The organism is Mycolicibacterium austroafricanum, assembly GCF_902705885.1.
Classification (GTDB): Bacteria; Actinomycetota; Actinomycetes; order Mycobacteriales; family Mycobacteriaceae; genus Mycobacterium; species Mycobacterium vanbaalenii_A.
In genome coordinates this window covers 43,836-63,701 of the sequence record NZ_CACSIP010000035.1, presented here as the reverse complement: position 1 = coordinate 63,701, position 19,866 = coordinate 43,836, and the positions used below count along the sequence as shown (strand labels likewise).

Genomic DNA, 19,866 nt, shown 5'->3' with positions numbered 1-19,866 from the left:
GTGTTGTCATTGGGGGTGGGTTTCGGGCTGGGTGGTGTCGGTTGGGGTGCGTTTGGCTTTGAGTTGGGCGATGCAGGCGGCTTTTCCGCGTTTGGCGGCGGCTGCGTGGTCGGTGTGGTGGCAGGGGAATCCGCCTCGGATGCCTTCGGTGTCGCAGAGCGGGCAGGCTTGGATGGCTTGGGGGTGGCGGTGGTCGGGTGGTTGGGGGTCGAGGATGACGCGGCTGTTTTCGTCGAGTCGCATTTCGTCAGGCATCGTCGATGGTCTTTCCGATTCCGGCGGCGAGTTGGGCGAGGCGTGTTCGGTTGGCGGCGAGTTCTTGTGTGTCTGCGCCTTTGGATTCGCAGAGTGCTTGGTATTCGGGGGTGGGGCCGGTGCGGTCGTTGCGTTCGCGTCGGATGGCTCGGGCGTAGGTGATGATTTCGGCGGGTTCGGGCGCGTCGACGTGGCCTTCGGCGGCGCGCTTTTCGACGGCGGCGAGTAGGTCGGGCTGCTCGAGGTGGTGATGGTTGAACAGGCGTGCCCAGATGGTGGCGGTGACGAGTGCGGCTTCTTCGTCGTCCATGCGGGGGGCGGTGCGGTGGTGGCAGGCCGCTACTTCGGTCATGACGTCGAGTGCGTCGGCTGTGGTGATCATTCGAGTTCCTTCGGTGGGTTGGTTGTGTGGGCGTTTTCGCGTGCGCGTTGGGTGGCGGCGAGGGTGGCGGTGGCGCGGAGTTTGTTGGGTGGGCGGCCGTTGTTGCCGGGTTGTGCGCGTTCGGCTTTGACGAGGTCTGCGAGGACGGTGGGGAGGTATTCGGGTNTGGTGCAGTCGTCGCGGTGGTCCCACTCTTTGAGTGCTTGGCGGATGCGGGTGTCGGTTTGGTTTTCGCGGATGAGGGTTTCGACTTGGAGTGCGAGTCGGATGTGGGTGGTTCGGGGGTATGGGTTTCCGATGTCGCCGAGTTCTTGGCGTACGAGGGTTTGGGCGGCGTTGCTGGGTGTGCGGCGGGGTCGGGTGTTGGGGGTGTCGATGTGTTCGGGGGCTTGGACGGCGACGGCGTTTTGTGGTGGTTCGGCGTCGGGGTCGTAGGGCGGTTCGGGGGGTGGTGGTTCGTCGGTTTCGCGCGCGGGGTCGTCGTAGACGACATCCCTATCCCTATCCCTATCCCTATCCCTATCTAACGGCGGATCTCGGCGGCTAAGCGCCGAATTTCGGCTACTGTGCGCCCGAAGTTCGGCGGGTGGGGTTGTCGGGGTTGGTGTGTGGGTGCTGTATTCGCTGGCCAGGTCCCATATTTGGCCGTCGGCGGGGCCGGGTAGTGATGACTCTGATTTGAAGTGCTTGCTCTGGTGGATGCGGAATGAGCTAATTTCGTAGTATCGGCGGCCTGCGACCTCGTAGAGGGTCACTCCGTAGGCCGAAACGGTCTCGGAAAACAGCTCGGCAAAGTTCGGCCACACTGCCGCCGAATTTCGGCAACTCCGCCTCGGGAGCTGTGTCACGTCGTCGTTGGGGAACGCGAACGCCTCGAGTTCTTTGAGGTTCGCGGTGCCGCGTCCGGCGTCGTCGGCCCAATTCCACATCGCCATGAACAGCAGCCGGCACGCCAGATCCGCGCGGGCGGTGGACGGCGAATCCCAGAACTGCGGCTTCAGAGTGCGGATGCGTGGCATTACTCGGCCACCTCCCGCGCAGCAGCCGTTGTGGTGCTCATGGCGTCGATCTCGGCGAGGTCGTAGCGCACCAGCCGGGGCCCGAGCTTGTAGGCCCGGATCAAACCGGCGGCGACCCAGTTGTCGATCGTGTTCGGGTGGACAACGGCGTACTGTGCCGCTTGGGGTTTCGTCGCCCATCGCCGCTCACGCATCACACACTCCCTGTTGGGTTTCCATTGCCGTCCTGTTGTGTAGTCGTTGGGGGTGCACCGGGTTATCCGGCGTCGAGTCGGCGCCGGATCAGAACGGTGCCCCTCGTCGGGTCGGCGATGACTTCGTAGGCGAAGAACGCTTCGCGGCCGAGGAGCATGGTGTCTTCGGGGTAGTCGAACCACACGCCGGGTTGGGCTTTCATCTGGGCCGCGAGAGTGTCCAGTGGTGAGGGTTTGCGGTTGCGGCGGAACAGTTTCATGGACGTTCTTTCTCTGGTTGGGTCGGGCAGTCGGGGTGGTGATCTTGTGTCGGTGGATGGAATCCGCAGTCCGGGCACCGCCCGAATGATCGGAGTTGGCTGGGGGTGAACAGCAACCGGATCCGCGGATCAGTCATCGGCGGGCCTCATCGCGACGATGTACAGCGTGCCGCCCATATCATCGTCGGGGTCTTCGTAGTCGAAGTCGTAGACGCCGGGCGGCAACGACTGGGGGTTGTCGAACTCAATTCCCCAGTGGGGCATCCAGCAGCCGGAATCGCGGATGCAGAGCATGTCGCTGACGTAGCGGTGTTCCTGGCCGTGGAGTTCTTCGTCGTTCCACAACCACTCGTCGCACTCGAGCGAATGATCCTCGTCGCAGTCGGGGGCGCAGTGCTGATCGTGGGGGTGGGGGCCGCAGTTGCAGGGGTGTGCCTCTTGGCATTCGATCCAGCATTCGCAGTTCTGGCCGCCGTCGGGGCAGATGATGCGCCAGCGGCGGTCGTCGCCGATCCCGATGGCCTGTAGGCGGTGCCGGTGGCCGGTCACAACGTGGATCTCACGCATCGTCGGCCTCGGCCCATCGGTGTCCGCAGGCGCATTCGTGGGCGCCCTGGTGGTCCTGGTCGTTGTCGCAGTGGTGGTGGGGTGCGACACGGTAGGGGCCGATGAGGTCGCAGCGGTTGAGGTTTTCTGCGGGGCACACGTACAACTCCCGGTCCAACGCGGCGCTCACGTTTCGTCTTCTCGGGTGGCGGTGAGGAACCGTGGGACGTCGCCGTCGACCTGGAGGCGCTGGTACGGGGTGAGCTGGGACTGCCACACCATGTCGGCGATGTGTTGGCGCAGTTCCGGTGACCCCAGAGGGTAGGGCGGGCCGATCTTGTTGCCCCGGTGGTCGAATGTCCGGCTGCCGATGGTGTAGGTGCCGCCGGTGGGGGCGCTCATCGGGCGTCGATCAATCCGGTGAATCCCCACAGGATCCGGTGCCGGACGAGCCGCCAACCGGTGAGGCGGGTCAGGTCGCGGCGGCGGTACCAGTGGCCCGCGGGCAGCCAGTGCGTGTCGGCGTCGACCTCGACACGCCTGTACACGCGGATCGTTTTCAGGAAGAACTGCGGGACGGTGACGTGGTGGCTCATTGGTCGAACGTTCCTCTCAGGGTGGGTGGTTCGCCGCCGGGCCAGGGCGACATGCCGGGCTGCCACGCGTAGTTCGATGACTGCTTCTGCGGATCGTCGAGGCGGTGCCCGCACACGACGGGGGGGAGGACACCGAACGGGTCGCGGGTTTCCCGGAGCCGGCAAAGGCTGCACAGTTCGTGGCTGTTGCCGCGGCGGTGCCGGCCGTAGTAGTCGCTGGGGTCGCGTGTCAGGCACCGGTTGTCACGGGCCAGCGCGGCGTGGCTGAACGAGGCGCGGGTCCGCCGGTGCAGGTACGTCAACGTGGGTGGCAGGCTCATCGGCGGGCCAGCCGAGAGACCGCGACGACGAGGCTGACGGCGACATGCTCGGCGCCGCCAGGCTGATCCATGATGCCCTTCAGCGCCAAGGCCATGCTAGCCAACGTGACGGCTTCGTCCTGACCCTCGGTAGCCGCTTTCGCCATCGCGGTGCGGTAGTTCACGATGAGAGTTGGCCGGTGCCGCCGACCCAGCACACCGAGCCGGCGCCGACCGCCTGGTTGATCAACTCACGGGCATCGTTCACATTTTCGAACATCAGACACCCTGCCGTTTCTTCAGTTCGGCGATGAACATGTCGTTGAAGTGGTCGACGCGCGCCTTTTTGACGGGGTCACCCTGGTGCGCCTGCTCGCCCACCTCGTCGACGTAGGCGCGTAGGTCGCGCCACTGCTCGGCTGAGTGCCGGTCAGCGAGGGTTCTCACCTTGGCTTTCATGTAACCCTCGACGACCAGGTCCGGCATCCCGGAGCGTAGCAACTTCTCTATCTCAGAACGGAATTCGTCATTGAGTGCTTCACGGTCAATGGTCATGGGTGGCTCCAGTTCACTAGTCGGGTTGCGAGGGTGAGTAGTTCGGTGCGTTCAGCGTCGGTGAGCGCGGCGGGATCAAACCGCTCCGCCGCGTCGGGGTCGGCGCGGTCATGATGTGAGCTCCATCTGCTGCCCGGGCACGGCCCGCAGGTTCACGATCGCCCGCTCGAGCTGATCGACCGCGCGGCGGACGTTGCCGATCGTGTATCCGGCGGTCAGGTCGTCGATGGCCTTGCGGAGGTTGCGGTGCTCCCGGCACAACTCCCCGATGGCCGCCAGTTCAGGGAGGCCGATCTCGCGGCCGTAGTAGTAGCCGCGGGGCCGGTCGTCGAACAAGATCTGCCCACCCAACGCCTCGGTGATCTGGCGCATCTGCTCCCGCAGCAGCTCGGCGTCGGGCGCGTTGCGCATGCGGCGCGAAACCTCATCTTCGACGCGTTGCCTCAACTCCCGGCCGGCTTCCTCACGCGCGCCGTTCCGAACATTGGCGATGGCCTGCGACCGCAGGGTGTCTTGGCGGGCCATGATCGACCGGACCGCCTGCCACGACGGGCAGTGCGTCGTCGGATCCTTCCGCACCGCGCGGGTGTGGATCTTCATGCGAGTCTTCGACGTGCCGGGCACCATAAGCCCCCAGTGCGCCGGTAACTCGCCCGGGTGGACGATCGCCGGATCGTTGACGACAAGCCACCATTCGTGACACTGATCGGCCCACGGATCGGACTTCCCGGGCTTGTTGAGCTCGTTGAGCCAGTCAGCACGGCTGACTTTCAGTTCGTGGCCGACAAGGATGCGACCGCTGGTGGTGGTGAACCCCACGTAGATGGCGTCACAGCCGCCACCCGCGCCGCCGTTCCAGCCGACCTCGGGCAGAAATATGCCGCCCGGCAGCGACAGCCCGGGCTTGATGTAGTGCCGCTGCAGACGCCCCAACAGCTCCGGTGTTGACATCGCCGCGCTCACTGGACGGCCTGCAGGTTGGGCCACCACGCGACGGTGACGGTGCGATCCTCGGCCTCGATGTACTCCAACACCTCATGCCGCCCGTGGTGTCCGGCGCTGAGGTTGCACTGGTAGGCGCCCTGCTGGTGCCCACAGTCGCGGTCCTCGGCCTGGAACGCGGTGCACTCGAACAGCGCGTGCGCGAGCAGCGCCTCACACACGGCCTGCCCGGTGCGTTCGAACCACGCCCGTTCCTGCGGGTTCGGATACGGGGAGCGCCGGTCAGGGTCCGGGACCTGCGGTAGCGGTTCGAGGTCGGGGCGCACCACACTGATCGACTGGTCGCAGCCACGGGGGCACACGATCCGCAACACCGTCCGCGGCCGGGCCGCCTGAACGCGGGCCGCGATCCGCGCCTGCTCGGCGGGCGTCTGGTGCGTCAAATGCCAACTACCGCACACACATTCGTACGGCCACAACCGGTCCTTACCCGGCCCGTTATAGTTGCGGCGTTGAAACCGGCACGCCGCAGCCTTCGACCGGAACGCCTTCTTCGCCGGCGTCGGACACTCAGGCATGGCCACTCAACTCCTCGACCGAGCAACCCGCGGCCCGCGCGGCGCCGTACAGGAACGTGCACCGATCACGTATTCGCCGCTCTTCATCAAGGCAGTTACGTGCCCAGTGACGCGCACTCTCAGCGGCTTCTATCTCGCGGTCTCGGTAGCACTCGGCCACCCGCTGCCGCTCCTGGGCCTGCCGGTACGACTTCTCGCGCAACACCACGAATCCGTACGACTCCAACAGGTTTCGCGCGTCGGCGATAGCGTCGAGCTCGTTCTGAGTAAGGTCAGGCATCAGGGTCTCCCGGGGTGTCGACGTTGGTCGCGTCAGGGTCGGCGATTTGCAGGGCCAGTAGCCGGATTTCGTCGCGGGCGTTCTCCAACGCCGCCTCCGAAATACCCGACCGCTCGCCAGCGAGGTCGTTGCACAGCGACGCCGCCAACTCCAGGCCGTTGCGCATCCCCTCCGCGTGCGCCGACAACCACAACTCACCAACATTCACCGCATCAACATCAGTGCCGTTATCGTCGTGGTCCCGGGTGATCTCCACCGCCTCCACCAGATCGCTGTTGATCCGCAAACGCACATGCAAACTCATCAGAAGCACCTCCCGGCGTGCACCAGGTTGCAGTCACGACAAGGCGTCTCCGCCACATCGATGTTCGCGCAGCCGACGTGCACCAGTTCGCCGTCCTCGTACACCACCTGGTCGCCCGGCTCGATCCGATCCCCGTAACCACACGCGCCGTGATACGCAGCAGTGAAACTCATGACAGCGCCTTCAGGTGACGCAGCATCGCCATATTCCAGCGGGCATCGGCGAGCGCGTCGTGCACATTCTCTGGTTTCGGCACCACATCGGACCGCACCCCCAGACGGTCCATCTCCTGCTTCAGATCGTGGGTGTACATCGGGATCCCGTCCGGCAGATCAGACATCGGTCCCCACAACTGCGCCAGAGCCACGTGGTCGTAGGCGGCGAAGTACGCCCACAGATCCGGTTTCACGGTGCGACGCAAGATCAGGTCGCGCACCTCATTCGCGATCACCCACTTGGGCTTCACGCACGCAGCGCGGCGGTCCAGCCTCGTGACTAGACGGCCGTGATTCGGGTCCGTCCAGTCCGTCTTTGTTGTCGGCAGGTGCGGAACCACATTGACCCACAACCAATCGTGATCACGGATGCGCTCGAAATCGCACTCAGCGTTGACCGCGTAGTACCCTTCGCCCCTGGCTTGGTCGGTCACGATCCCGATCGAGATCAGCTCGATAGTGTGGCCATCATCGAGGAACTCGGTGTCGTAGCAAACATTGGTCATCGAGTCAGCTCCTCGAGTTGAGCGGTGATATCGGCGGGCGGGGTCCACAACCCCAGCAGCCCCTTGCATGGGATCGGCTCAGGCAGCAGACGGGGGCGCTCCAGCACCAAGTGGGTGATGCGGCGACGCTCACGGCCGCCGTGCTCGACGTAGGCCTGCTCACCCCACGGGGCGCAGCAGCCAGCGTCGGGGTGACAGTCGACCAGATCCACAACCCCAAGCACGACGCCGTACTCCAGCGCGTCACGCAGCAGCGGCGTAGCGCCCCCGTGTGCCACAACGCCGCGCTGCCAATGCCGCACCGCCCGGTGGATGCGCTCGTCCCCCATGCCGCGATCAGAGAGACGCTGCCCCGCGTGGATCGCAAGCGGACCGCGATAGCGCCACAGCTGGGTGCGGTTCTCGATCCTCTTACCGTTGAAGATCGCCCACGCCCACGGCTGCTGAACAGTCAACGCGCGCATCAGAACATCGCCTCCATCTGAGCTTCGAGCGCCGCCGTGCGCGTGCGTTGCGCCGTCTGGGCGTGGTGCTCACGGTCGTAGTGCAAATGGCAGCCGTTGCACATCGCGCGGAGGTTGGCGTCGCCGCAGTCCTCCGGTGTGTGGTTCAGGTGCGCGACGGTGAGCACAACCTTGCTGCCGGTGCCGTAAGCGGACAACCCGTGAACATTCGGGCAGCGACCCTCATGGGTGCCGCGCCCACACTCCCCCTCACACTCACAGCGTCCACCAGCGCGCTCAAACCGGATCCGCTCACTGATCTGCTTCCAGTCCGGCGGATACCGGTGCTTGTTCTCAGGACGGATGGGCATCAGTCGTCCATGTCCTGTAGTTCATGGTTCTCGATCCGCAGCCGGTCGTAGGCGGCGCGATGGTCGGCGCGCCACGCCTCCGACTCACGATCCGGGATCACACTGGGCGGCAACCCCGCCCGTACACGCGCACCCGAATCGGCCGACTCGACGGCTGCCTTCGCACGGATCAACTCCGCACCCTGCAAACGGGCGCTAGCGCCGACAACCCGGGATTCATCGATCACGATGTAGATGTCCATCAGACCCCCAGCGATTCAGCCACGACGCCAACAAGATCCCTCGCGGCGGGAGGTGTGACCGCGTTCCCGGCTAGGCGCACCTGTTCGCGCCGGTTGCCGAGCATCACGTAGGCAGTGGGGAAGTCCATGGCTGCGGTGATCTCGCGCGGTTCGAGCATCCGGAACAGGACTTCGTCGACGTCGATGGTCGGTCGCTCGGCGGCCAGTAGTGACTGGTAGCCCGTGGTGGTTATCGTGCGGGCCGGTTCCCTGGCTGGGGTGACCATCTCGGAGCCGTCACCGCTCCTCGATGAGTTGTTCCGCATGAGCAGCGCGTGCCGCTCGGTCGCTGTCACAGTCGCCAGTGCTTCGTCGACCGGGCGGGTGCCGCCGTTGCCGTAGTACGTGGTGACGAGGCCGTGGTGGTTGCCGTTCGCGACGACAGTGCACAGCGGATCGGAGACCGGGCGGTGCTTCGATCCACCACCCCGCAGCTCCGCGATGAACGCCCCGGATGGCTCCACCAGGCCGTGATTCGCGCCGTCTGCCACCACGGTGGTCAGGGGATCGCGGTGAGGGTCGAGGTCGCGCACCCGATCGCGGAACTGGGTCAGGAACGCCATGCCCGTCTCGTTCCTGGTGGTCATAGTTCGTGCGGCCTGGTCGATCGGAACGGCAGCCTTCCCGTCGCGGCCCTCGACTGGCACCAGCAGCGGTGCCCAATAGCGTTCGATCCCAGCGCGGATCCGCGCGAGCGTCTTGTCCGCCAGCGGCCGAGCACGGTCACCGATGCGCTGTCCGCGTAGCGCCCAGTCGATGATCTCGGCGGCAGGCCGGAACGACGGCTCGACGATCTGATTCCGGCACTTAATGTTCGGGCAGCGGAACACGTACTGCGACCGGTACCGGCCCCACGGTGCGCGGTCGTGATTCTTGAACACCTGCCTAGCCCGCACCGCGCCACAGTCAGGGCAGATCGCGGCGGGGCTGGTGACGCGCACGAAGTCGGGCATCGGGTTGCCCTTGCGCCAAAACACCACGTACATGCGATCGCGGGACTGCGGCGCGCCCAGCCCGAACGTCTGCGCGTGCATCGAGTTCAGGAACACCACGTGGTGCTCGTAGCCCAGAGAGTCCATCGCCATCAGCCACGCCCGGAACGGTTCCCAGTTCCAAGCGTCGACAACGTTCTCGACGATGACCGCCTGGTAGCGGTGGTGCTCGGCGAACCGCGGAACATCCCACATCGTGGCCCTGGACCGCTCGGCCGCCGCATCGGGCAACACCTCCCCGAACAGATCCGGCTGCGCGTCAGCGCGTTTCTTCCCGCGGGCCACGCTGTGGTTCGTGCACTCCGGTGACGCCCATAGAATGTCAGTGCGTGGGAAGTATCGCGGGCTGATCTGCGACAGGTCGGCGCACAGGTGGTCAGCGTCGGGATGGTTGGAGTTGTGAGTTTCGACGGCGAGATCCCAGTGATTCGAGGCGATCCGAACCGAGACGCCGGGAATCGCGATCGCACCCGTCGAACTGCCACCCGCACCGCAGAACAGATCAGTGAGCGTGATCACCGGATCCGCTCCGTGACCTGTCGCCGTGCTGTCGGGGACGGCGCGTGCCAGCCAGCGAGGGTTACGGGTGTCAACCCTGTCCAGTACGTGAACCGCACCGGCACCGGATCGATCGACGCGATGTAGCGGCGGGCCGCCCGAATTGCGTTCGACCGCGTCGGATACATCTCCGACGTCAACAGATTCGCCCCGTTCCCGCCCCGCACCGTGTACCAAAACTGGCCGGTAGCGTTCTCCTTCTGGTCAACCAGATGTGGTCGTTTCAATCCCATAACGGCAGAGCACCTTTCGGCTTCTTCGGGACGGAGTAGTCCCGGGTCAGATTGGTGTCGTGCACACCGACCGCGACGACGGTTCGGGGCTCGTTCCGGTCGAGGAACAGCAGACCGGCTTGCGCGGTGCACTGGCAGTCATCGGCCCACAGCACACCCAGTGCGCCGCGCGCCGGCGGATTACCTGCATCGGCCACATGCTTCAAAAGGTTGTCGACGTCCACGACGCCGCGGGTAGGCCGGTAGAACAGGCACGCCAACGCCACATTCCCGGTGAACGGCTCCCGCACCGTGGCCCGCAGATACACGGCAGTCGTGCGTTCGGCGGCCACGTCCGCGGGGTCGTGGTAGACCCGCCGGTTCCTCATATCCGAACGCGGCCGCGACTTCGAATACGGCACACCAGGAATCGTCAACGTGAACGTCGGCTCGCCCGCCACCAGGCCGAGCGCGGCGAGCAGCGCACCGACACGCGCCGCGTCCGCCACGGTCGTGACCGGCCGCTCACCCAGACGAGTCGGCATCAGTCGCCCGGCTGCTCGTCGTCGATCGTGGTCTGCCCAGCTGCCGACTCCCCGCCGTCGAGCACGGGTTCGATCGATGGGGCGTCTTTCGGCTCACCCGGCAGCGGCGGCGACGGGTAGGCGGCCCCGATCCACGTGTCACCGATCTGCACCAGCTGCGTCCGCTGATCCGATGACCGGAACAGTCGGATCGTGCCTCCGCGGCGTTTCGCGACCTTCACCAAAGGCCCCATCACGCCCGCCGACCACAACGTCAAAGGTGTAGCGGCGTAATCCTCCTCGTCGTCGTCGGCCTTCAAAATCTGGCCGCGCAACAACATCCCGGCGCGGCGCAGCGGAAACTTCGACGCATCATGGGCGTGGAACTGAAACTCCGTGTCCGAATCAAACAACGCCGATGTTTCCGCGATCGTCACAATCCACCCCGGGTGCTCACCCTCTTTCAAGTTCTCCGGCGGATCCGCCTGATACATGTCGATGTCGACGGAATGGTTGTCGCCCTTCTTCGCCAGCCGGCGCAACACACCGAGCGCCGTCGTGGTCGACCCGACCGGCCACACCGCCGACGTCAAATTCCCTTCGACGGGAATCCACATGTGTCCCACCACCGACCCGGTCGTCGACGTCGCCGCCAACAAATCCACGTCGCCCGGTTCTTCTTTCCACGGCGCCCGATGCGACGACAAGTGCACACCACCCGTGTGCGGCGCTGCGGTGTGCAGCGCATCGGTCAGCAGGTCCACCAGCGACGCTGTCGCAACCGAGATCGTCACTTCGCGGCCTCCTCAGCGAACAGATCGATCACGGTCTGCGCCTGCTCCGGCGTCAACCTGTCGATCGCCTCCACCCGGTCCTGCTGGATCGTGGCGGCCACGAAGTCCCGCCACCCGTCGTCGTCGTACTTCTCCATGTCCTGGATCTGCTTGAGCTTCGCCAACTGGTCCGCGGTGGCGAACACCTCATCCGCCGGCGGCTCCGCTGCCTTGCTGCGCGTCTTGCCCTTCGCAGGCTGCTTCGGCGCCTCCACGGCCGGCTGATCGTCCGGCATCACCTCACCGTCGACGTCGTAATCCGGGGCCACATCGATCACCTGCGACTTCAAATCCGTGCGGACAGCGCCGTCCAACACCGACGCGGCGTTGAACTCCGCCGACAACGGCAGCCACTTCGACAGCTGCTTCACCGCCGTCTTACGCGCCATCGCCGCCCAATCCGTCACCCACGGCCCGTTGCTGCTCGCGCGGGACCGTTTACGGATCGCATCCACCTCCGCGGTCGTCATCACCACGAACGGATGCCCGCCGTCCTTCAACTCCGCCGCCGCGTACACATGCGTCGGCTCACCCCGATCACCCTTCGCCGGGACATGCTTCAAATCGCGATGCAAACCCAACGTGTAGTCGAACTCGTCGTTGCTGTAGACGATCTCAGCCCAAATGTCGACGAGCTGCCCGGAGTTGCGGGCCAACTTGATCAGGCCGCGATAGCCGGGGATGAACGTGACGTCGCGGCCGAACGGCACAAAGTACGACTCGCCGATCGGGCCCGGCTCGAGGCCGAGCTGCGACGCCGTCAGCAGCGCCCCCAGAAAGCTCTCGGGTGTGCACCGCGCCAACGCCGGCGTCTGCCGCAACACCGTCGTCGCGATCCGCGCCATCCGCTCCGGCTTCATATGCGACGGCAACGCCTTCGCGATCTCCGGCTCCATCTGCTTGATCAGCTGCGCCAACGTCGGCTGCTTCTGCTCGTTCGTGGCGACCTCGGTCGTGGTGGTCACTGATAGATCCCTTCCAATTCGTTGATGAGTGATTCGGCCTCCGCCTGGTCGGCGAAGTCCTGTGCTTCACGCAACGCCCAGCCCGGAAGGCTCAGCGTCACAGTCGTATCCGGTGCATAACCGGGCCAGACACCGCTGTCGCGGCACCGCCGATACGTGTCGATCGCCTGCCGGTTCAGCCGGCGGCCCTCCGCGATCGCGTCGTCGTCGTAACGCACCACCACCACCTCGAACGGTGGTTCCTTCTCCTGCACGACGAACAGAAAGTCGGGGTTATCGGACAGGCCCAGCGCGATCAACAGGTCCCGATACCAGGCGGCCTGCATGAAGTAGCCCAGCTGCCAAAACTTGCGGACCAAGGCGTCAGGGTTGGCCGTCACCGACGTTTTGTAGTCCACACACACGAGCTGGTCATCGACGGTGGTGAGCCAGTCGGTGCGGCCACGCAGCCGCACCCCGTCACCATCAGTCCAGTACATCGACCGCTCCGCATGCCCACGCTCGAACAGCGGACCCGCCTCCGCATGGTTGCGCACCTGCTCGGCCATCTGTTCGGCCAGCTCCCACTCCGGCAACCCCACCGGCGTCGCACCCGCCGCGCGGGCCTCCGCCTCCGCCTTCTTCCAGCCGGCCGTCGAACGTGGGCTGTCAGCGACGGTGCCGTCCTTCTTCACCCCCACGATCGCCGGATCCAAGATGACGAACTCGCCGCCCTCACCCAACACCATCAGATGCGCCAGATGCCCGAAGTCGTACACCCGCTTCGGTTTCTGCGGATGGTCCTGCGACCACCGGAACTTCGCCGGGCAACTCGGGGGTAGCAGCAGCTTCGCCCCCGACACCGACAGTGAGCTGCGGTCTGCGTGGTACGCCTCCTCCGCGACCCCGGCGAACACGCCATCCGGCTCGGCCTGCACCGCGGTCACCGCGCTGCCTCCGCAACAATCGCGGCGCGGCGGCCACGCTCATGCCGCGCAACCCGACCCCGCGCCCTCAGATACAGGTCCTCGGCGGTGCCATCGCACTCCCGCATCGCCGCGCACACCTCCGTCATCGCAGCGTCGATCCCCGCCTGATACACCTCGCCGTAGCTATCGCCGGTCATGCCTCGTCCCTTGTGACTAGTTGCTCACCGCACTGCCGGCACGCACCCGAGCGGCCCACCTGATGGCGGCACGACCGGGCGCGTTCCATCTCCGACATCCCGAAACGGGCCGACCGGGCCTCGTCACGCTCCGCCGCGTACACGGTGTCCTCGCGGGCGGCGTCGTTGTCGCAGCACCTCACGCACACACACACCGCACCGTGACGGGCAGTCGTGGGCGCGGTCATTCCGGTGCCCCCGAATCCGAGGGCCACAGGCCGCGCAGATCACCCAAGCGGGCGGCCACGATCCGGTCGAACTCGATGCGGGTTGCGTTCCCGGATCACCGCGATCGCCGACGCCACATGGGTGTCCCAGTCGTCGACCTCCCGCAGGGCCGCGGCTTCGGCGTGTGCCTGGCGAACGTGCGCGACCGCATCACCGGCCAGGAACGCCGCCGCCGAAGCCGCCAACAACAGCCCGAACGCGGGCAGGCTGAACCACACCGCCCACCACGCTGCGCAAAACAGCACAGCGGCGGGCAACACCAACGGATTACGGCTCATGACAGCGACTTCCGTAGCGAATCGGCAAAGTTTTCCATTTGTGCCGCCATCCTGGCTACGGACGCCGAAAGCTTCACGAATGACTTCCCGAATCCCAGGTAGGGATTCGCGGGACGCCTAATCTCAAACCCGGGGAGTTCACCCCCGTCGATGAACTCGTATACCGTGATGGTCTCGTTCACAGCCAGCTCCGCTCGAGCGCGGGCCAACAGTTCGTCGAGGCTGCGGCGGTTCGACATCATCCGTCAACCCCCCTGGCTGCGGGCAAGTCCAGTACCCAGCCAAATATTTCGGTGATCGTCGCGTCCGACGGAACCATCGCGAGCGCCACTATCGCAAACTCGACGAGCTGTCGATGAGTCAGTCGGCGCAACGCCTCGTAGACCACGACCGGATCCTCATCACGCAACATGCCCGCCCACTCAAATGCGGTCTGCGCCAGGCCCTCCACCTCGGCCGCCCGCTCCGCCGTGATCGACTCCGGGTCCGGCAGGTGCGGCGGCTCCACCGGCAACGCCTTCGACCGCAGACGCACCACATGCCGATCCGACAACTCCACCGCCTCAGCGATTTCCGCCGCCGACCTGCCGCACGCCGTCAACCGCCGCACCCGCTGCTGCCGCTCCCACGTGTCGCGGTGAACGTCCTGCGAAGACACAAACGCCTGCGCCTCACCGAGCACCGCATCCAAGTCCACCATCGCCGTCATGCCGCGAAATCCTCTGCGGTGCGGCGACAATCACACGACGACAACACTGACCGGGACGAGCCGCGCCGCTTCTTCAAACAGCCGACCTCGCCGTGCAGCCACTGCGGGCAGCCGCAGTCCGGGCACGCAGCGTCCAACCTGTGCGACACAAACCGGAACGCCATCACGCACCTCCCGTCTCGTCGTCCTGGTCGAGGCACGCGTCGTGAACATCCGGCAGGAACGGAAGCCGCGCCAACGCTTCCGGGAAGCGTCTTGCCAACTCCACGACGGCCGCCTGGTCAAGCTCGAGCCGCAGCCCGCCGGCGAACCGCACATCTACATGTGGGCGATGCCCTTGTCCCTCAATGCAGATAGGTGTCACCGACTGCACCGGGCCGAAGTGGGTGCCGACGGTGACGTCGCCCGTCATGCACAGCCGGTTCGGTGTGGCGTTCACGTTGAGCGTCACTCCGCACCCCCATCGCTGCCGTCACTGCCGTCACTGCCGTCGCCGCCGTCGCCGCTCTTGTCGCGGCCCGGTTTGTCGCCCGGGTCGGTGGTGTCAGGGCGCCCGGTGTCGTCCCCGGTACTGTCCGGGGTCGCGTGTGACGACCTCGCCGCGGCGCGGCCACTGGTTGTGCCGCCCGACCCGCTGGAGGGTGCTGTCTCGGTGACAGATTCGGCAGACAGGGTTTCGACATCGCTCGTCGTCGTGTCCCACTCGGCCTCCCCACGCAACGCCTCGGGCTCGACACCGTTGCCCCAGTCAGCACCCGCACCCTGTGGCACGTAGTCGGGCCGGTCGTAGTCACGCTCCACCAGCGGCCGATACTTTGCGTCCAGCTCCGCCATCCGCTCATCGGACAGCAGCCAGTCCCACTTCTTGAGCATGGGAAGCACGTCGGCCTCGATGAGCATGCGGGTCGTCTGCCCGTCCCGATAGACGAGGTGGCGGGGGTCATCAATGTCGACGTCGAAGTACGAGAAGTGCTGCGACGACGCCGTGTTGATCATCGAGTACCAGCCCCAACGGTCCGGTTTGTCGGCGATCTTGTCGTACTGCGCGACCACGTCGAGTTGTTCGTAGCGCGGCGCGGTGGCTGGGATAGCGGCGGCGCGGTCACGATCCCGGCCAGTCGGCTCCGGCGCCCCGAACGTCACCACCCGCACCCGGTCAACAGCCGGCGCGCTTTCGGGGTTGTCGGCCCACTCTCGTAGCTGCCGCTCGATAGATGCAGCTCCGAGGCTCCACCCGATCACCATGACCGGCCCCTTAGTCGCACCCACCGCGGCCGCGACCATCGCCGCGCCCCTCGGCACGTTCGTGAACGCCGTGAACAGCCCGGTCGGGTTGTTCACCGACTGGCAGGTGTGGTGCTCGCAGAACACGCCACCGAACGCCGTCTGCGTCTTGCCGGGGCGCTGCATGAGGCCCTCGGCTGCGAGGACGGTATCGGCCTTCGCAACCCCGGCAGTGATCGACCCGGCCGCGAGCATCCCACCGATGCCGACCAGCAGCAGACGCCGCCGCAGCACACGGGGCCGGATGCCCATCATCGCCCGAGCTCCGTTTCCATCAGTTCAGCCAGGCGGGGCGACCGGCCCAACACCACCGGCTCCAGCTCGGCGGTCCGCGCCAAATCGGCGCGCAGCCGGAGCGCCGCAGCATCGGTCGGCGTCCACACCGGCCTAGCAGAGGGCGGGATTATGATTCGGTGTGACATCGGGATTCCTTTCATCGATTCCGTTGTCGATAGACGGCCCCTCGTGACAGCGGGGGGCCGTCGCTTATGGGTTGGGATCAGCAGATCCGGCATCGAATAGCCGGTTGGCGAGCGAGCGCAGCCGATACTCCTCGGCACTGTCCGTCTGGAATTCAGCCCGAGTGCTCAATATCCGCGCCGCGTCGATGAGATCGCTGTGCGTGACTCCCGCTGGCGGTGTGGACTTCTTGATGCGATGGGAGCGCATAGCGCGGGCGCGTAGCGCGCCGACCAACTGCTCATGCTTCGGCCACTCCAGACAATTGGCGGCGTGCATCATCACCAGCCAGTCAGGCCACAACGGCATCTCGGCGGGATCGGGGGACTTCAGGTTTGGAGACTCGGCCGTGACGGAATCGGGGGGGAGGTCCGCCACGGCCGAGCCGGTATCGCCCACCGGGGATGTGATGGGCGACAGTTCCGCGGCCGCGCTGGCTGCGGAGTCTTGGTGTGGGCCAACGGAGCCACTACGAGCGTTCCCGTTGCTTTGTCCCGGCGTCCCGGTTGGCGCGGCCACACCCGCGGAATCATGGAGCCGGACCCACCGAATATCTAGTGGGCCAGCAGATTCAGCCTTCCAGCAGGTACCGCAGACGGGGCATACGTGAAGATCGCCCGCGGAACCCTGCCAGTATTCGGCATCCCCCACGCCGCACTCGTGAGGTTCGGACACCTCGACCTCAGCCTCAGCATCCGCCAACCCGTCGGCCGCCGCGTACATGCAGGTTGTGCACGGCTGCACACCCCGCCGCGTCGACACACCGCAATCCGTGCACGGCTCAATATGATTCGCCGGCATCAAAGCGTCGAGGAACCCGCCGATCGAATCAGTCGCCCACACGGCCAAACGCAGAGGCAGCGGCAAGACGCTCATCGGCGGAACCTCTCCACACGCGGATCAGTCCACGGCGCGTTATTGCGACGCACCAACCACAAACCGACAACCACAGCGGCCGCGAACACGGCAGGGACAGCGATGGCGATCACTGGTACACCACCACTTCCCACCGGACGACCAGCGAGAACACGCGCATCGCGAGCCAGATCGCCCACATGACAGCGAATCCGACCCAGATACCCATCCAAGCGAACCGGCGGTGTGAATACGCCCGACCGGCCATCAGACACGACAGGATGAGCATCACCGTGTTGATGAGCAACCAGTTCATGACGACCTCCTCGGAACGCCGGAACGATACGACTCCAGCTCCGCGCTCAACACCCGGATCTCGTCGCTGTACGTCGCGCACAACGCCGCAGCGTCAGCAGCTTTCGCCGTCAACTGCCGAACCTGGCGACGCAACAACGCGTTCTCAACGCGCAGCCGATCCAACTCACCCGCCACGCTGTCAGCCGCCGACAACACCGCCTCAACACCCGAACGCACACCGGAAAGCTGCTCGAGGCTGCGGAACACCGGGGCCGTCACGACGCCACCCGCGCCGCCAGGCGCTCACCAGCAGCCCGCAACTCCTCCGGCGCCGACGACTCCCGCAGACACGCCAACGCCAACGCCAACGCATCCGTCTGACCATCCAAAAAATCGACGTTCTTCGTCGACGGCGGAAACGGCTGCCCGTCATACGCCTCGCGGAACTCCCGCAACGACGAATCCAGCAGCCGCTCCAAAGCGCGCAACTTCTGAACCGGATCGATGATCGTCATGACACGACCGCCATCAACTCCAGCTGCCCACTGCCACCGAGCTTCTGATGCAAAGCCGCCAACCCCTTCGGCGTGACCCGCACGACAGGATCAGCGGCCACCACCTCATCGCGGCCAGCGTGGTAATACGGCTTACCGACCTTCTCAACCAGGCGGCCGCTATCCAACTGATCCTGATAGGCGCGCCAACGACCACCACGCGGCCGATAAATCCAGTGCATACCGTGCATCGCGTCGAACAGACGCCGCTCACCGATGCTGATCTTCGGATCCCGGCACAACACCTTCGCCGCGTCAGCGACCGAGTAGTCACCGGCCGCGTCGGCCAACTCGTTCCACGCAGCAGCTGGCGGCTCCAACTCGCGGGCCCGGGCTTCGGCGAGCTCGGCGCGTTCCTCAGCCTCGACGACCCACTGCGCCAGTTCCTTCTTCGACGGGAGCTGCACCGGGGCCGCAGGCATCTCGCTGTAACTGCCAGTGCGACGGATCTCGGGCAGCACCTTGTGCGTCACCCAGCGGCGGAACCTCGCCGCCTCCTTCTTGTCTGAGCGCAGCACCAGCGAGTAGAGGCCCGACTCCGCAATCGTGGCCATTTGCTGCTGGCCACCGGGGGTGTCAATCTGACTGACCCCCTTCTCGTCGTCATCGATACGAGACAGCGCCATTGAGAGGTTCGTCAGGCCGATCGCGGTGCAGACGTCGCGGGCGACAAACCACGGGTCACCGTCGACCAACACGACGCGCACGGGCTGGTGCTCGAATTTGAACAGCTGGAGATCGACGGCGGTCATGCGACCATCCCCAGCTCTACCGCTTCACGAGCGACCCGCTGGACGGCCTGCTCCATCTTCGGCGGCAAGTTCAGGTGGAGTGGCGCTCGCCAGCCGACGCTCGGCCAGCGCGTCATCGTGATGATCCCGCTCCGGCCGTCTGTGCACTCGGCCTTGATGTCCAACTGGCCGACGACGCCGCCCCGGTAGTCGACAGCCTGGAGAGTCCAGGTCTCGGTAGCGGTCATACCGATGCCTTCGCTTCACGCTTGGCGATCCACTTCTCGACGTCGCGGTGCTGGATGACGTAGGCGCCGGTCCGGCCGGGGAGTTTTTCGGCCTTGAGGTCGCCTCGCTCGATGGCGGCGATGACGGTGCGCTTGGCGATGCCGTGCTCAGTTACGATCGCGGCGACCGAAGTCGGTGGGGTGGTCTTGGGCATATGCACAAGTTAGACGCAGAGGAACACTTGTGCAAGAGCCAAACAACCGCGTGTTGCACAACTGTTTGCGTATGAGACATATCGCAGCGGTTGCGTGGTGTGCACAGTTGTGCTTAATGTGTTGCCTATGACCACCGCATATGAGTCAGGGAGCGTGCCTCAGATCGAGGTCCGCCATCGTCTACGTATCGCTCGGGAACACGCTGGCCTCGAACAGGACCAGTTGGCCGAGCTGATCGGCGTGTCCCGCAACACCGTGGGTAACGCCGAGAAGGGTCGGGTCCAGCCCCGCCGCATCACGATCAACGCCTGGGCGCTCGCGTGCGGGGTTCCCGCCAGCTGGATCTCCACTGGCAAAGTTGGCGACGGACCAGGGAATGGACCGAACCCTGGGAATAGGGATTAAAAGTCCGTAGCTCTACCAACTGAGCTATAGGGGCGTGCCGGTGGATGTGAAACCGGCTCTGCAAAGGATAGCGGCGGGCTGCTCGTTTGAGGATTTGGGTGTCGGTACCCTAAGCTATCGAAGCTCCCAACGATGTGTTGTTGTGAGTACCCCGAAGAGATTCGGCCGGCCCCCTTCGTCTAGCGGCCTAGGACGCCGCCCTTTCAAGGCGGTAGCGCGGGTTCGAATCCCGTAGGGGGTACACGCGGCGACCGTTCAGACGGAAGCTGCACAAGCAAGGCCCTGTGGCGCAGTTGGTTAGCGCGCCGCCCTGTCACGGCGGAGGTCGCGGGTTCGAGTCCCGTCAGGGTCGCCATTGCGGCGAGGCGC

The 19,866-nt window shown here is 65.6% G+C and carries 38 protein-coding genes and 2 tRNA genes; 3 read left to right on the top strand and 37 right to left on the bottom strand.

What is annotated here, in order from left to right:
- Window positions 1–6 precede the first annotated feature (6 nt).
- The 37 genes from BEMPMBAN_RS22590 to BEMPMBAN_RS22405 form a co-directional block, all read right to left on the bottom strand.
- A complete protein-coding gene (locus tag BEMPMBAN_RS22590) occupies window positions 7–255 on the bottom strand; it encodes a hypothetical protein (RefSeq protein WP_159233499.1) in 249 nt (82 codons plus the stop codon).
- Window positions 248–637 (bottom strand): hypothetical protein, encoded by a 390-nt coding sequence (locus BEMPMBAN_RS22585; protein WP_159233498.1) that lies wholly within the window; start codon window positions 635–637, stop codon window positions 248–250. The genes BEMPMBAN_RS22590 and BEMPMBAN_RS22585 overlap by 8 nt, the downstream gene beginning before the upstream one ends.
- A gap of 1,018 nt (window positions 638–1,655) precedes the next feature.
- Complete coding sequence (locus tag BEMPMBAN_RS22575; protein WP_159233496.1) at window positions 1,656–1,850, bottom strand: helix-turn-helix transcriptional regulator; 195 nt, start codon at window positions 1,848–1,850, stop codon at window positions 1,656–1,658.
- Between the two features lie 62 nt (window positions 1,851–1,912).
- A complete protein-coding gene (locus BEMPMBAN_RS22570; protein ID WP_159233495.1) occupies window positions 1,913–2,110 on the bottom strand; it encodes a hypothetical protein in 198 nt (65 codons plus the stop codon).
- A 129-nt stretch (window positions 2,111–2,239) separates the two neighbouring features.
- Window positions 2,240–2,677, bottom strand: coding sequence for a hypothetical protein (locus BEMPMBAN_RS22565; protein WP_159233494.1), 438 nt, complete (start codon window positions 2,675–2,677; stop codon window positions 2,240–2,242).
- Window positions 2,670–2,846: a hypothetical protein gene (locus tag BEMPMBAN_RS22560; protein ID WP_159233493.1), complete on the bottom strand. Its 177-nt coding sequence runs from the start codon at window positions 2,844–2,846 to the stop codon at window positions 2,670–2,672. The genes BEMPMBAN_RS22565 and BEMPMBAN_RS22560 overlap by 8 nt, the downstream gene beginning before the upstream one ends.
- Window positions 2,843–3,058, bottom strand: coding sequence for a hypothetical protein (locus BEMPMBAN_RS22555; RefSeq protein WP_159233492.1), 216 nt, complete (start codon window positions 3,056–3,058; stop codon window positions 2,843–2,845). Before BEMPMBAN_RS22555 ends, BEMPMBAN_RS22560 begins: the two co-directional genes overlap by 4 nt.
- A complete protein-coding gene (locus tag BEMPMBAN_RS22550; protein WP_159233491.1) occupies window positions 3,055–3,252 on the bottom strand; it encodes a hypothetical protein in 198 nt (65 codons plus the stop codon). The genes BEMPMBAN_RS22555 and BEMPMBAN_RS22550 overlap by 4 nt, the downstream gene beginning before the upstream one ends.
- Complete coding sequence (locus BEMPMBAN_RS22545) at window positions 3,249–3,572, bottom strand: hypothetical protein (protein WP_159233490.1); 324 nt, start codon at window positions 3,570–3,572, stop codon at window positions 3,249–3,251. Before BEMPMBAN_RS22545 ends, BEMPMBAN_RS22550 begins: the two co-directional genes overlap by 4 nt.
- Window positions 3,569–3,736 carry a hypothetical protein gene (locus BEMPMBAN_RS22540; protein WP_159233489.1) on the bottom strand — a complete coding sequence of 56 codons (168 nt, stop codon included), beginning with the start codon at window positions 3,734–3,736 and terminating at the stop codon, window positions 3,569–3,571. Before BEMPMBAN_RS22540 ends, BEMPMBAN_RS22545 begins: the two co-directional genes overlap by 4 nt.
- Before the next feature lie 94 nt (window positions 3,737–3,830).
- Window positions 3,831–4,106 (bottom strand): hypothetical protein, encoded by a 276-nt coding sequence (locus BEMPMBAN_RS22535; protein ID WP_159233488.1) that lies wholly within the window; start codon window positions 4,104–4,106, stop codon window positions 3,831–3,833.
- A 108-nt stretch (window positions 4,107–4,214) separates the two neighbouring features.
- Window positions 4,215–5,057 carry a hypothetical protein gene (locus BEMPMBAN_RS32805; protein WP_234897644.1) on the bottom strand — a complete coding sequence of 281 codons (843 nt, stop codon included), beginning with the start codon at window positions 5,055–5,057 and terminating at the stop codon, window positions 4,215–4,217.
- An 8-nt stretch (window positions 5,058–5,065) separates the two neighbouring features.
- Window positions 5,066–5,491, bottom strand: coding sequence for a hypothetical protein (locus tag BEMPMBAN_RS22525; RefSeq protein WP_159233487.1), 426 nt, complete (start codon window positions 5,489–5,491; stop codon window positions 5,066–5,068).
- Between the two features lie 127 nt (window positions 5,492–5,618).
- Window positions 5,619–5,906 carry a hypothetical protein gene (locus BEMPMBAN_RS22520; RefSeq protein WP_159233486.1) on the bottom strand — a complete coding sequence of 96 codons (288 nt, stop codon included), beginning with the start codon at window positions 5,904–5,906 and terminating at the stop codon, window positions 5,619–5,621.
- Entirely contained in the window at window positions 5,899–6,210 is a 312-nt protein-coding gene (locus tag BEMPMBAN_RS22515; protein WP_159233485.1) for a hypothetical protein, read from the bottom strand. Before BEMPMBAN_RS22515 ends, BEMPMBAN_RS22520 begins: the two co-directional genes overlap by 8 nt.
- Window positions 6,210–6,383 carry a hypothetical protein gene (locus BEMPMBAN_RS22510; protein WP_200846086.1) on the bottom strand — a complete coding sequence of 58 codons (174 nt, stop codon included), beginning with the start codon at window positions 6,381–6,383 and terminating at the stop codon, window positions 6,210–6,212. The genes BEMPMBAN_RS22515 and BEMPMBAN_RS22510 overlap by 1 nt, the downstream gene beginning before the upstream one ends.
- Window positions 6,380–6,979, bottom strand: a complete 600-nt coding sequence (locus BEMPMBAN_RS22505) for a 3'-5' exoribonuclease domain-containing protein (protein ID WP_337761922.1) — start codon at window positions 6,977–6,979, stop codon at window positions 6,380–6,382. The genes BEMPMBAN_RS22510 and BEMPMBAN_RS22505 overlap by 4 nt, the downstream gene beginning before the upstream one ends.
- Window positions 6,928–7,395, bottom strand: a complete 468-nt coding sequence (locus tag BEMPMBAN_RS22500; RefSeq protein WP_159233484.1) for an ASCH domain-containing protein — start codon at window positions 7,393–7,395, stop codon at window positions 6,928–6,930. Before BEMPMBAN_RS22500 ends, BEMPMBAN_RS22505 begins: the two co-directional genes overlap by 52 nt.
- Entirely contained in the window at window positions 7,395–7,745 is a 351-nt protein-coding gene (locus BEMPMBAN_RS22495; protein ID WP_159233483.1) for a hypothetical protein, read from the bottom strand. The genes BEMPMBAN_RS22500 and BEMPMBAN_RS22495 overlap by 1 nt, the downstream gene beginning before the upstream one ends.
- A complete protein-coding gene (locus BEMPMBAN_RS22490) occupies window positions 7,745–7,987 on the bottom strand; it encodes a hypothetical protein (RefSeq protein ID WP_159233482.1) in 243 nt (80 codons plus the stop codon). The genes BEMPMBAN_RS22495 and BEMPMBAN_RS22490 overlap by 1 nt, the downstream gene beginning before the upstream one ends.
- Window positions 7,987–9,537: a DNA cytosine methyltransferase gene (locus tag BEMPMBAN_RS22485; RefSeq protein ID WP_159233481.1), complete on the bottom strand. Its 1,551-nt coding sequence runs from the start codon at window positions 9,535–9,537 to the stop codon at window positions 7,987–7,989. The genes BEMPMBAN_RS22490 and BEMPMBAN_RS22485 overlap by 1 nt, the downstream gene beginning before the upstream one ends.
- Before the next feature lie 262 nt (window positions 9,538–9,799).
- Entirely contained in the window at window positions 9,800–10,333 is a 534-nt protein-coding gene (locus BEMPMBAN_RS22480) for a RusA family crossover junction endodeoxyribonuclease (protein ID WP_159233480.1), read from the bottom strand.
- Window positions 10,333–11,106, bottom strand: a complete 774-nt coding sequence (locus BEMPMBAN_RS22475; protein ID WP_159233479.1) for a DNA translocase FtsK — start codon at window positions 11,104–11,106, stop codon at window positions 10,333–10,335. The genes BEMPMBAN_RS22480 and BEMPMBAN_RS22475 overlap by 1 nt, the downstream gene beginning before the upstream one ends.
- Entirely contained in the window at window positions 11,103–12,110 is a 1,008-nt protein-coding gene (locus BEMPMBAN_RS22470; RefSeq protein WP_159233478.1) for a phage-derived integrase/recombinase RecT, read from the bottom strand. The genes BEMPMBAN_RS22475 and BEMPMBAN_RS22470 overlap by 4 nt, the downstream gene beginning before the upstream one ends.
- Window positions 12,107–13,036, bottom strand: coding sequence for a PD-(D/E)XK nuclease-like domain-containing protein (locus BEMPMBAN_RS22465; protein WP_200846085.1), 930 nt, complete (start codon window positions 13,034–13,036; stop codon window positions 12,107–12,109). Before BEMPMBAN_RS22465 ends, BEMPMBAN_RS22470 begins: the two co-directional genes overlap by 4 nt.
- Complete coding sequence (locus tag BEMPMBAN_RS22460) at window positions 13,033–13,215, bottom strand: hypothetical protein (protein ID WP_159233477.1); 183 nt, start codon at window positions 13,213–13,215, stop codon at window positions 13,033–13,035. The genes BEMPMBAN_RS22465 and BEMPMBAN_RS22460 overlap by 4 nt, the downstream gene beginning before the upstream one ends.
- Window positions 13,216–13,481: 266 nt before the next feature.
- Complete coding sequence (locus BEMPMBAN_RS22455) at window positions 13,482–13,760, bottom strand: hypothetical protein (RefSeq protein ID WP_159233476.1); 279 nt, start codon at window positions 13,758–13,760, stop codon at window positions 13,482–13,484.
- Between the two features lie 238 nt (window positions 13,761–13,998).
- A complete protein-coding gene (locus BEMPMBAN_RS22450) occupies window positions 13,999–14,469 on the bottom strand; it encodes a hypothetical protein (RefSeq protein ID WP_159233475.1) in 471 nt (156 codons plus the stop codon).
- A 163-nt stretch (window positions 14,470–14,632) separates the two neighbouring features.
- Entirely contained in the window at window positions 14,633–14,920 is a 288-nt protein-coding gene (locus tag BEMPMBAN_RS22445) for a hypothetical protein (protein WP_159233474.1), read from the bottom strand.
- On the bottom strand, window positions 14,917–16,008 hold the full coding sequence (locus tag BEMPMBAN_RS22440) for a PE-PPE domain-containing protein (RefSeq protein ID WP_159233473.1): 1,092 nt from the start codon (window positions 16,006–16,008) through the stop codon (window positions 14,917–14,919). Before BEMPMBAN_RS22440 ends, BEMPMBAN_RS22445 begins: the two co-directional genes overlap by 4 nt.
- A gap of 231 nt (window positions 16,009–16,239) precedes the next feature.
- Window positions 16,240–16,611: a hypothetical protein gene (locus BEMPMBAN_RS22435; RefSeq protein WP_159233472.1), complete on the bottom strand. Its 372-nt coding sequence runs from the start codon at window positions 16,609–16,611 to the stop codon at window positions 16,240–16,242.
- Window positions 16,612–17,197: 586 nt separating this feature from the next.
- Window positions 17,198–17,383, bottom strand: a complete 186-nt coding sequence (locus BEMPMBAN_RS22430) for a hypothetical protein (RefSeq protein WP_159233471.1) — start codon at window positions 17,381–17,383, stop codon at window positions 17,198–17,200.
- Window positions 17,380–17,643 (bottom strand): hypothetical protein, encoded by a 264-nt coding sequence (locus tag BEMPMBAN_RS22425; protein ID WP_159233470.1) that lies wholly within the window; start codon window positions 17,641–17,643, stop codon window positions 17,380–17,382. Before BEMPMBAN_RS22425 ends, BEMPMBAN_RS22430 begins: the two co-directional genes overlap by 4 nt.
- Window positions 17,640–17,879 (bottom strand): hypothetical protein, encoded by a 240-nt coding sequence (locus BEMPMBAN_RS22420; RefSeq protein WP_159233469.1) that lies wholly within the window; start codon window positions 17,877–17,879, stop codon window positions 17,640–17,642. Before BEMPMBAN_RS22420 ends, BEMPMBAN_RS22425 begins: the two co-directional genes overlap by 4 nt.
- On the bottom strand, window positions 17,876–18,670 hold the full coding sequence (locus BEMPMBAN_RS22415) for a phage antirepressor (protein WP_159233468.1): 795 nt from the start codon (window positions 18,668–18,670) through the stop codon (window positions 17,876–17,878). The genes BEMPMBAN_RS22420 and BEMPMBAN_RS22415 overlap by 4 nt, the downstream gene beginning before the upstream one ends.
- Window positions 18,667–18,897, bottom strand: coding sequence for a cyclin family protein (locus tag BEMPMBAN_RS22410; protein ID WP_159233467.1), 231 nt, complete (start codon window positions 18,895–18,897; stop codon window positions 18,667–18,669). The genes BEMPMBAN_RS22415 and BEMPMBAN_RS22410 overlap by 4 nt, the downstream gene beginning before the upstream one ends.
- Window positions 18,894–19,091, bottom strand: coding sequence for a helix-turn-helix domain-containing protein (locus tag BEMPMBAN_RS22405; RefSeq protein ID WP_159233466.1), 198 nt, complete (start codon window positions 19,089–19,091; stop codon window positions 18,894–18,896). Before BEMPMBAN_RS22405 ends, BEMPMBAN_RS22410 begins: the two co-directional genes overlap by 4 nt.
- Window positions 19,092–19,218: 127 nt before the next feature.
- Between BEMPMBAN_RS22405 and BEMPMBAN_RS22400 the strand changes: the two genes are divergently transcribed.
- From BEMPMBAN_RS22400 to BEMPMBAN_RS22390, 3 genes are all read left to right on the top strand, one after another.
- Entirely contained in the window at window positions 19,219–19,497 is a 279-nt protein-coding gene (locus BEMPMBAN_RS22400; RefSeq protein WP_159233465.1) for a helix-turn-helix transcriptional regulator, read from the top strand.
- A 168-nt stretch (window positions 19,498–19,665) separates the two neighbouring features.
- Window positions 19,666–19,738: transfer RNA gene (locus BEMPMBAN_RS22395), tRNA-Glu, on the top strand.
- Window positions 19,739–19,775: 37 nt separating this feature from the next.
- Window positions 19,776–19,852 (top strand) — tRNA-Asp (locus BEMPMBAN_RS22390).
- Window positions 19,853–19,866 lie beyond the last annotated feature (14 nt).